At 70.0% G+C, this 9,833-nt stretch carries 7 protein-coding genes and 1 tRNA gene; 4 read left to right on the top strand and 4 right to left on the bottom strand.

Going from position 1 to position 9,833, the window contains the following annotated elements; translation table 11 throughout:
* The first annotated feature begins 78 nt into the window (after positions 1 to 78).
* Both JMJ56_RS16810 and glgX read left to right on the top strand, forming a co-directional pair.
* Positions 79 to 152: transfer RNA gene (locus tag JMJ56_RS16810), tRNA-Met, on the top strand.
* A gap of 366 nt (positions 153 to 518) precedes the next feature.
* Complete coding sequence (gene glgX / locus JMJ56_RS16805; protein WP_202832913.1) at positions 519 to 2,753, top strand: glycogen debranching protein GlgX; 2,235 nt, start codon at positions 519 to 521, stop codon at positions 2,751 to 2,753.
* Positions 2,754 to 2,780: 27 nt separating this feature from the next.
* Here the strand turns inward: glgX and JMJ56_RS16800 are convergent, their stop codons facing one another.
* Positions 2,781 to 3,740 carry a tripartite tricarboxylate transporter substrate binding protein gene (locus JMJ56_RS16800; RefSeq protein WP_202832912.1) on the bottom strand — a complete coding sequence of 320 codons (960 nt, stop codon included), beginning with the start codon at positions 3,738 to 3,740 and terminating at the stop codon, positions 2,781 to 2,783.
* Complete coding sequence (locus tag JMJ56_RS16795; RefSeq protein WP_202832911.1) at positions 3,737 to 6,037, bottom strand: penicillin acylase family protein; 2,301 nt, start codon at positions 6,035 to 6,037, stop codon at positions 3,737 to 3,739. Before JMJ56_RS16795 ends, JMJ56_RS16800 begins: the two co-directional genes overlap by 4 nt.
* A gap of 115 nt (positions 6,038 to 6,152) precedes the next feature.
* On the opposite strand from JMJ56_RS16795, the gene JMJ56_RS16790 reads away from it, so the two are divergent.
* Positions 6,153 to 7,379, top strand: a complete 1,227-nt coding sequence (locus tag JMJ56_RS16790; RefSeq protein WP_202832910.1) for an aminotransferase class III-fold pyridoxal phosphate-dependent enzyme — start codon at positions 6,153 to 6,155, stop codon at positions 7,377 to 7,379.
* 93 nt (positions 7,380 to 7,472) lie between these two features.
* Here JMJ56_RS16790 and JMJ56_RS16785 read toward each other — a convergent pair whose 3' ends face one another.
* Complete coding sequence (locus JMJ56_RS16785) at positions 7,473 to 7,940, bottom strand: hypothetical protein (protein WP_236037826.1); 468 nt, start codon at positions 7,938 to 7,940, stop codon at positions 7,473 to 7,475.
* A 1-nt stretch (position 7,941) separates the two neighbouring features.
* On the bottom strand, positions 7,942 to 8,139 hold the full coding sequence (locus JMJ56_RS16780; protein ID WP_202832908.1) for a TOBE domain-containing protein: 198 nt from the start codon (positions 8,137 to 8,139) through the stop codon (positions 7,942 to 7,944).
* A 119-nt stretch (positions 8,140 to 8,258) separates the two neighbouring features.
* Here JMJ56_RS16780 and JMJ56_RS16775 point away from each other — a divergent pair, with 119 nt between their 5' ends.
* Complete coding sequence (locus tag JMJ56_RS16775) at positions 8,259 to 9,815, top strand: ABC transporter substrate-binding protein (protein WP_202832907.1); 1,557 nt, start codon at positions 8,259 to 8,261, stop codon at positions 9,813 to 9,815.
* The last annotated feature ends 18 nt before the right edge of the window (positions 9,816 to 9,833 follow it).

Here is a 9,833-nt window from a genome sequence, read left to right as displayed (position 1 = left end):
GGTACTGCAGCTCAAGCTGCGGGAGAGTCGGTCGCCGCCGGGCCACCCAACAGGATCCCAGGATACTAACCATACCACCGCGGGGTGGAGCAGCCCGGTAGCTCGTCAGGCTCATAACCTGAAGGTCACAGGTTCAAATCCTGTCCCCGCATCCCATAAACCCCCAGCACTCACCGTGTCTGGGGGTTTTTCGCGTCCGATGGACGATCAGCGATCTTGGCCTGTCCGGTAGCGCCATCTTCCTCGCTGTGAAGAGGTCCCGTCTTGGACGACGGAATCTGCTTCTGAGGCTTGAGTTGAAGGGGACATTCTTGCGCGGGCAAACGGGCGGAAAGACATTGGATGCCTGTCACCCTTGCACCCCTACCGTCCATCTTCCGCTACGGACCCTGCCCATCACGCCCATGCGGCGGGCCTTTTCGCCGTCTAGCCTTGAGCCGCCGTGAAAGCGCGCCCAGCGCGGGAACGAAAAGATCGTCGCACTGTTGTGCTGCGGCGATGAGGAGAGGTGCTGAAGCATGAGTAACCGGGTCGAGATGCCGGCACCGCAGGTCGGACGGCGGTCGCGCATCAGCGAAGGCATGCCCTTTCCCCTGGGCGCGACCTGGGATGGGCTTGGCGTCAACTTCGCCATTTTCTCGGCTCATGCGACGAAGGTCGAGCTGTGCCTCTTCGACGATGCCGGCGAGACTGAGATTGAGCGGATCGAGCTGCCGGAGTACACCGACGAAGTCTGGCACGGCTACCTGCCCGAAGCGCGGCCCGGCACGATCTACGGTTATCGCGTCCACGGCCCCTATGAGCCGGAGGTAGGCCATCGCTTCAATCCCAACAAGCTGCTGCTCGACCCTTATGCGCGTGCCATTGTCGGCGACTTGACCTGGGGTCCTGAAGTTTTCGGCTACAAGCTCGAGACTGAGGATGACCGCACCTTCGATGAGCGCGACAGCGCCAAGCTCATGCCGAAATGCCGCGTCATCGATCCGGCTTTCACCTGGGGGCGGGAGCGCAGCCCGGCAGTCCCCTGGGACCGCACCATCTTCTACGAAACCCATGTGAAGGGCTTCACCCAGCTTCGCACCGACCTGCCGACGGAGATGCGCGGTACCTATGCCGGGCTCGCCGCGCCCGAGGTGGTGGCCTATCTGCGTGGCCTTGGCGTAACCTCGGTCGAGTTGCTGCCGGTCCATACCTTCGTCAATGACGGACCGCTGGTGGACAAAGGTCTCACCAATTACTGGGGCTACAACACTATCAGCTTCTTTTCGCCGGCGCGGCGCTATGCCCGCAACCCGGCCTTCGCTTTCTCCGAGTTCAAGGAGATGGTGGCGCGGCTGCATGACGCGAACCTCGAGGTCATCCTTGACGTCGTCTACAACCACACCGCCGAGGGCAACGAGCGCGGACCGACGCTGTCCTTCAAAGGCATCGACAATGCCAGCTACTACCGGCTGATGCCCGACGAGCCGCGCTACTACATCAACGACACGGGCACCGGGAACACGGTGAACCTTTCGCACCCGCGCGTACTGCAGATGGTGACGGACAGCTTGCGCTACTGGGCAACCGAGATGCGAGTCGACGGTTTCCGCTTCGACCTCGCCACCATCCTCGGGCGCGAGCCCTATGGCTTCGACGAGGGCGGCGGCTTCCTCGATTCCTGCCGGCAGGACCCGGTGCTGTCGCGCGTCAAGCTGATCGCCGAGCCATGGGATATCGGCCCGGGCGGCTACCAGGTCGGCGGTTTCCCGCCCGGCTGGGCAGAGTGGAACGACCGCTTCCGCGATACTGTCCGCGCTTTCTGGAAGGGTGACGAGGGCATGGCGCCGGAGCTCGCGACCCGGCTTACTGCTTCCGGCGACAAGTTCAACCGCCGCGGCCGAAAGCCCTGGGCCAGCGTCAATTTCATTGCGGCGCATGACGGTTTCACGCTGAATGATCTCGTCTCCTACAACGACAAGCACAACATGGCGAATGGCGAGGACAACCGCGACGGCCATTCGGACAACCTTTCCTGGAACCATGGCGTCGAGGGTCCGACCGACGACCCCGAAATCCAGGCGCTGCGCGAGCGGCAGAAGCGCAACATGATGGCGACGCTGCTGCTCTCGCAGGGCACGCCGATGGTGCTCGCGGGCGATGAATTCGGCCGCACCCAACAAGGCAACAACAACACCTACTGCCAGGACAACGAGTTGAACTGGGTGGACTGGGCCGGCATCGATGCCGAGGGCCGTGGCCTCGCCGCCTTCACTCGCAAGCTGATCGCGTTGCGCCAGGCCTTCCCCATGCTGCGCCGCAGCCGCTTCCTCAGTGGTGCCTACAACGAGGAACTGGAGATCAAGGACGCCACCTGGATCACGCCGGATGGGGTTGAGATGGACGGGCAGCACTGGGAGGACCCGAACACCCGTTGCTTCGGGGTGTTGATGGACGGCCGCGCCCAGCCGACCGGCGTCCGCCGCCCCGGCTCGGACGCCACGCTCCTGATGATCCTGAACTCGCATCACGAGGCGGTGGAGTTCTCGCTGCCCGAGCCGCCGGCCGGCCAGCGCTGGCTGCTGCTCATCGACACCAACCGGCCGGACCTAGATGAGCCGGAACCCTTCGAGTTTGGCCATCCCTATATCGTCACCGGCCGGTCGCTGCTGCTGCTGGTGCTGCGGCCGGAACGGGGGGGCGCCGGCATCCTCACCGCGGCGCGCTCAGCGCTGCTGGCCGGCATGGCCCCGCCACCGCTGCCTGCGGCGTAGGCTATGATATAGGCCGGGACCGGGGCGCTACTGGCGCTCGATCCCGGCCTTTGCCGCCACCTCGGACCACTTCGCCACCTCGGCGGCGATGAAAGCCTGGGCTTCGTCAGGCGTGCTGCCCACCACCTCGGCGCCGAGTCCCATCAGGCGTTCCCGCACCGAGGGGATGCGCAGTGCGCTGGCAGTCGCGTCGGCGATCGCCTGCACCACCGGGGCTGGGATGCCGGCAGGGCCGATCAGCGTGCCCCAGGTCGCCGCTTCGTAGCCGGGAAAGCCGCTCTCGGCGACGGTCGGAACCGCGGGCAGCACCTCCACCCGCCGGGCGGCCGTAACCGCGAGCGCCTTCAGCTTGCCCCCCTGCACATGGCCGAGCACCGCCGGCAGGGTGTCGAACATCACGCCGATGCGCCCCGCCATCAGGTCGGGATGCGCCGCCGTGCTGCCGCGATACGGCACATGGGTCATCTCCACGCCCGCGCGGCTGGCGAACATCTCGGCGGCCAGATGCACCGCCCCGCCCGTACCGGCGAAGCTGACCTTGCCCGGCGCCTGCCGCGCCAGGGCGGCCAGCTCCTGCGGGGTATTGGCCGGGAAGTCGGTTGCCGCCACGAGCACCAGCGGCACGGTATAGACCACCGTCAGCGCCGCGATGTCGCGTAAGGTGTCGAAGGGCGTGCGGTAGAGCGGCACGTTGACCGCGTGGTTCACCGAGACGAGGCCGAGCGAGTGCCCGTCCGCCGGCGACTTGGCCACCGCCTCGGTGCCGACGATGCCATTGGCCCCGGCGCGGTTCTCGACCACGACGGGCTGGCCCCAGGCCGATGGCAGGTGCTCCGCCAGCAGCCGGGCGGCAATGTCAGACGCGCCGCCCGGCGTATAGGGCACGATGATCCGCACCGGCCGGCTTGGGAAGGCCGGCTGGCCATGGGCCCGCCTGGCCAGCATGAGGGCGGGCAGCGCGAGCGCCGCGCGGCGGGGGAGTGTCATGGGCGTCCTCCTTGTCTCGACGGCCGCAGCACCTGGGTCGCGCAGGCCTCCCGCTCGATCGCCGCCCAAGTATAGCGCATCGGCACCATCCGGCAGTCGGACCAGGCGGCGTTCTGGTCGGCGTAATGTGGGCTGCCCGGCCGGCCGGAGACGCCGTGGAAGACCGCCCAGAGGCTGTTGTCCCAGTCGCCGACATCGAAGGCATAGCGCGCCAGCGCCCCGTAGGTAGCGGCGGGGCCGGCCGAGGGCAGCATCCCCACCGCCAGCACCGTGTCGCCATCGCCACCCAGCGGCCGCGCCGTCGGGTCGAGCCCTGCTTTGGGGAAAAGCGGCGTCAACGGATGGGCGAAGCGAGGCGCATGGGCCTCGCCCCAGGGCCGTAGCGGCTCTGCGGCGGCGCGGCGCAACGCCTCGGCCAAGGCTTCAGCCCAGGACCAGCCGCCGAGCAGTGCCGTGTCGTCGTCCCGCAGCAGGCGCGGCAGGCACCACCAGAGCTGGTTCATCGGCACCACGCCGGGCGGAACGGCGAGATAGGGATGGCTGGCAACCCCGGCGAGCCCGCTCCGCTCGACCAGCAGGGCGGTGAGAGTGCGGCGCAGGGCGATATAGGCCGTGGCCGCCTCGCTGCCCACCGCCATCCGCCCATCCCAGCCGAGCAGCAGGGCGCGCAGCCGGGCCGCATCGGCTTCCGCCGGTTGAGCCAGCGCCGTCAGCCGCTTCCGCAGCAGCAGCGCATTGGGCGAGAGCACATCGGCATGCACCGCCGCCGCCCCGGCCGCGGTGAGCGACTCGCCGGCCGCGATCAGCTCGGCGATGCGCCGGGCGCGATAGGGCGGGTGGCAGTCGGTGCAGAGATAATCGGGATGGTCATCCGCCACGACCCGGTTGTTGGCGGTGACGATGACGCCGCCGGGCGGGTCGATCACCCGCGGCATCTCGGCATGCGGGATCCACCCCTCCCACTCATGCTCACCGGTCCAGCCCGGCACCGGCAGCCAGCCATTGGCGCGCGGCCGGCGGGGCAGGGTGGCGCGGACGAGCTGGCCGATATGCCCCGCGGTATCGGCCGCGACCAGGTTGTGGTCGATCAGCCCCCAGCCCGCCGTCGCCGCATAAAGCTCATCCACCGAGCCGGCGCGCAGCATGCGCGGCAGGCAATCGAAGGACAGGTCGGTTTCGGCCGTCTGTACTGTCCGCAGCGCGAGCGCCGTCCCCCGCGCCGGGTCGCCCGCGATCACCGCGCCATGATGCGTCTCGATGATTTCGATCTCGCGCGGCGGCGCCCCGCGCACCGCCACCGTCTCGTGGCGCCGCGCCGCAGGGCGCCATTCGCCGCGGAACAGGGTATGCGCCGCGGTGGTGTCGAACCGCTCCACGAAGAGGTCGAAGAGATCCATGAAGGCATGCGTCACGCACCAGGCGACGCGGCCGTTATGGGCGAAATGCGGAAAGGCCGGCACGCCCGGCACCGTCAGCCCGATGGCATCGAACTCGTCGCAGGCGACATGATGCTGCGCATACATGTTCGGGATCTCGAAGACCCGGTGCGGGTCGCCCGCCAGCACCGGCCGGCCCGTCGCGCTCCGCCCCGGCCCCACCGCCCAGTTGTTGCTGCCGCCGCCCGCCGCATCCGGCGCCGCCGCCTCCAGCAGCGCCGAGACGCCCGGCGCCAGCTCGGCGAGCGTCGCCTCCCACCGTTTGGCCTCGACGCCCGGCGGAATGATGAGCGCATCCACCCCGCCGTCGTCGTAGCGCAGCTTGCCGACCTGCTCCGCCCCCACCACCGGCAGCGCCGCCGCGCGCCAGAGCTTGAACCAGACGGAGCCCATCAGCAGGCCGAGCCGGCGCATCACCGCGATGCTGTGCCAGCCCTCCCAGGGCTCCGGCCGCTCGCCGAGCAGTGCGTATTCGACCGGCAGCGGGGTGTCCGACGCGATCAGCGCATTCACCCCCTCGGCATAGCGGTCGAGCATCGCCCGCGTCTCCGGCGCCGCCGCCGCATAGTCGCGCCGCGAGGCCCGCTCCACGCCGAGCCGGCGCGCGAGCGCATCCGCCTCCACCGCCGCCGGGCCGAGGAACTCGGCCGCCCGCCCCGTCGCCCGGCGGCGGGTGAGGTCCATCTGGAACAGCCGGTCCTGCGCATGGACGACGCCTAGCGCGAACCAGGCGTCGCCCGCCGTCGCGGCGCGGAGATGCGGCACGCCCTGCGGGTCGCGGTGGATAGTGACCGGCGCCGCCAGCCCCGGCAGCTCCAGCGCCCCGTCCAGCTTCGGCAGCGCGGCGGCAAGGTCGGTCATCCGCGCCTCACTGCGTCGGCCATGGCCGGGCTGGCGGGCAGCATCGGGGCAAGGATCTGGCGTCGCATGGCTCTTCCTCCCGGGGTTATCATGCGGGGAGTTGTGGAGGTGCGCCATGGACGACCGGCCGAATTCGATCGACACCGCATTGCGCCGGCGCGCCGCCCAGGTCATTCCCGGCGGCCTCTGGGGCCATCTCGACGCCGCCCGCCTGCCGGCCGGCTACCCGCAATTCTTCCGCAGCGGCGAGGGCTGCCGGCTGACCGATGTGGACGGCCATACGGTCATCGACTTCATGTGCAGCTGGGGCCCCATCGTGCTCGGCCATCGCCACCCGGCGGTGGAGGAGGCCGTCGCGCGGCAGGCGGCGCTCGGCGATGCGATGAACGGTCCCGGCGAGGTGCTGGTGGAACTGGCCGAGGCGCTGGTCGGGCTGATCCCGGCGGCGGACTGGTGCCTCCTCCAGAAAAACGGCACCGATGCCACCACCGCCTGCGTCACCATCGCCCGTGCCGGGACGGGACGCCGGAAGATCCTTGCCGCCCGCGGCAGCTACCATGGCGCCGCACCCTGGTGCTCGCCCTCCCTGGTCGGCGTCACCGCGGAGGACCGGGCGCACATCCTCCACTACGAGTACAATGACATCGCCTCGCTGGAGAATGCGGTGGACCGGGCGGAGGGCGACCTGGCCGGCATCCTGGTCGCCGCCTTCCGCCACGACCTCGGCCGCGACCAGGAAATGCCGACCCCGGCCTTCGCCCGACGTCTGCGCGAACTGGCCGATGCGGCCGGCGCCGCGCTCATCCTCGACGAGGTCCGCGCCGGCTTCCGCCTCGACCTCGGCGGCTCCTGGGAGGCGCTGGGCGTGCGGCCCGACCTCTCCGCCTGGAGCAAGGCCATCGCCAATGGCCATGCTCTGGCGGCGGTGACGGGGGCGGAGCGCTTCCGCGAAGCCGCCTCCGCCATCTTCACCACGGGCTCCTTCTGGTGTGCCGCGGTACCCATGGCGGCGGCGCTGGCGACGCTGGCGGTGTTGCAGCGATGCGATGGCCCTGCCCATATGCAAGCGATGGGCGGGCGGCTGCGCGCTGGCCTCGAAGCCGGCGCTGCCCGGCACGGCCTCGTCATCCGGCAGTCCGGCCCGCCGCAGATGCCGCTGGTGCTGTTAGAGGGCGATGCCGACTTCGCCCGCGGCAATGCTTTCTGCGCCGCGGCGCTGCGGGCGGGCGCCTATTTCCACCCGAAGCACAACATGTTCCTCAGCTGCGCCCATGGCCCGACCGAGATCGACGAGGCGCTGGAGGCGGCGGAGGCCGGCTTCGCCGCCGCCGCGCGGCTGTAGGAACTCCCCGCAAACCGCTACGCGGCTTTGCGGGGGGTCAGCCCCTATGGCCTCGCACGGCCTTCCGCGGCAAAGCCGCGAAGGACACCCGGCTCAGCGCAGGGTGGCGACGCTCAACCCCTCCAATTCCCGCACCGTGCGGCCGCCGCGCTTCTCTCCCGGCAGTACCAGCCGCCATTGCGTCGGCGCCAAGGCCATGCCGTCCTGGCGAAGGGCGATGATCGCCGGGCGGCCGGCGAATTCCGGCGAAACCTCGCCCATCGCCAGCACCACGACATAGCCGTCCCGCCCCGTCGCCAGCACGGCCTGCCGCACCTGGTCGTGCGGCCGGTCGGCGACGCCGGCAGCCTCCAGCACCGCCCAGAGCGATGGCCCCTCATAGGCTCGCTCGGCGCCGCCATGCTCGGCCGGGGCGCTGACGCGCTGGGCCGGCAGCGCCGCCAGCACGGCTTCCGGCAGCACCCGCGCCGCGCCCCCCTCCCGCCCGACCGCGAGGCCCGGCTCATCCGGCCCAGCGGCTGCCAGCAGCAGGGCGGCCGCGAACAACCCGCGCCGCCGCATCCTAGTTGGTCCCGACCATGACGTCGGATGCCTCGATGACGGCAACCGCGTCCCCGCCGAACTCGTCGATGGCTGCATGGGTCATGGAGGCGCTGATGACGATGCCTCCGTCGCCATCGATCCGCACATGGCCGGAGGTCTGGCCCTTCTCGATGCCGACCACCTTGCCCTTGATCTGGTTCCGCGCGCTCAGCCTCATCCTGGCCTCCTGGATCGAGGCGGCAGGATAGCGGTTATGCCGGCCCTGACGAATGAAGCGCGGGTGACGGCATCCGCATGCCATGCCTAAGCTGGCCGCAGGGAAACAGGGAGCGGTCCATGCAGCCTTCCACCAGGCGCAACCTCCTGCTAGCGGGCGGCGCCGCCACCTTGGTCCGCCCTCGCCCGGCGCGCGCCGCCACCACGCTCAACGTGGTGCTGGAATCCGAGGCGGTGATTCTCGATCCGCATTTCACCACCGCCGCCATCAGCCGCACTTTTGGCTACCACGTCTTCGACACGCTCTTCGCCATGGACGACAGCGGCGCGATCCGGCCGCAGATGGTGGACCGCCACGAGGCCTCGGCCGATGGCCTGACCTGGCGCTTCACCCTGCGCGACGGTCTCCGCTTCCATGACGGCGCACCGGTCACCGCGCGTGACTGCGCCCTCTCGCTCGGGCGCTGGGCGCCGCGCGATGCCATGGGCCGGCTGCTGCTCGCCGCCGGGGCGCAATTCGAGGCCGCCGACGCATCGACGCTGGTGCTGACGCTGCGCGAGCCCTTCCCTCTGGTGCTCGAGGTGCTGGGCAAACCGAACGCGCCGGTGCCCTTCATCCTGCCGGAGCGGCTGGCGCGCATCCCGGGCGATACCCGCATCACCGAGATCGTCGGCAGCGGCCCCTTCACCTTCCGGGCTGATCTCTGGCGGCCCGGCAGCAGCATGGTGCTGGAGCGCTTCGACGGCTACCGGCCGCGCCCGGAGCCCGCCGATTTCCTCGCCGGCGGCAAGGCGGTGAGGATCGACCAGTTGGCGCTGCTGGTCATGCCAGACCAGGCGACGGCGGCGACGGCGCTGATGGCCGGCGAGATCGACTACCAGCAATACCTGCCCTTCGACCTGCTGCCGCGGCTGGAGCGCGCCCGCGGCATCACGCTGATGGGCCTCGGTGGGCTGCACATGTTCCAGGGCAATTTCCGCCTGAATCACGCGGCACCGCCCTTCGACGACCCGGAGATCCGCCGCGTGCTCTGGAACCTGGTGGACCAGCCCGCGGTACTGCAGGCGATCGGAGTGCCGCAGCGCTTCGCCGTTCAGCGCTGCGGCAGCGTCTTCATGTGCGATAGCCCCTATGAGAGCCGCGCCGGGGCCGAAGCGCTCGACTTCTCGCTCGAGAAGGCGAAGGCCGCCCTGGCCCGCACCCGCTATGCCGGGCAGCCGGTGGTGATGCTGGAGGTGCAGTCGAGCATCAGCCAGACCGCCTCCATGGTGCTGGCGCAGAACCTGCGCGCCGCGGGCTTCACCGTGGAGCAGCAGGTGATGGACTGGGGCACGGTGCTGGCCCGGCGGGTGCGGAAGGAGGGATGGAACCTCTTCTCCGTCTATGCCAACGGCATCGACATGATCTCGCCGCTGACGCATTTCTACATCGCCAGCACCTGCGCCGACTATACGGGCTGGAGCTGCGACGCCCGCATCCCGCCCCTGCTGCAGGCCTTCGCCCGCGCCCCCGACCTCGCCGCCCGCCGCAAGCTGGCCGACGAGATCCAGTCCGTCGCCTATGCGCTGACCCCGGCAGTGAGCTGGGGCCAGTTCACCATCCCGGCCGGCTACCGCAACCGGCTGCGGAACCTGCCGCAATCGAGCTTCCCGATGTTCTGGAAGGTCGAGGTATAGGGAGGCGGCGAAGGGGCT

It is taken from the genome of Belnapia arida (assembly GCF_016773205.1).
Lineage (GTDB): Bacteria > Pseudomonadota > Alphaproteobacteria > Acetobacterales > Acetobacteraceae > Belnapia > Belnapia arida.
Note: the sequence above shows the minus strand (reverse complement) of the source record. Positions and strands in the feature narration are given on the sequence as shown.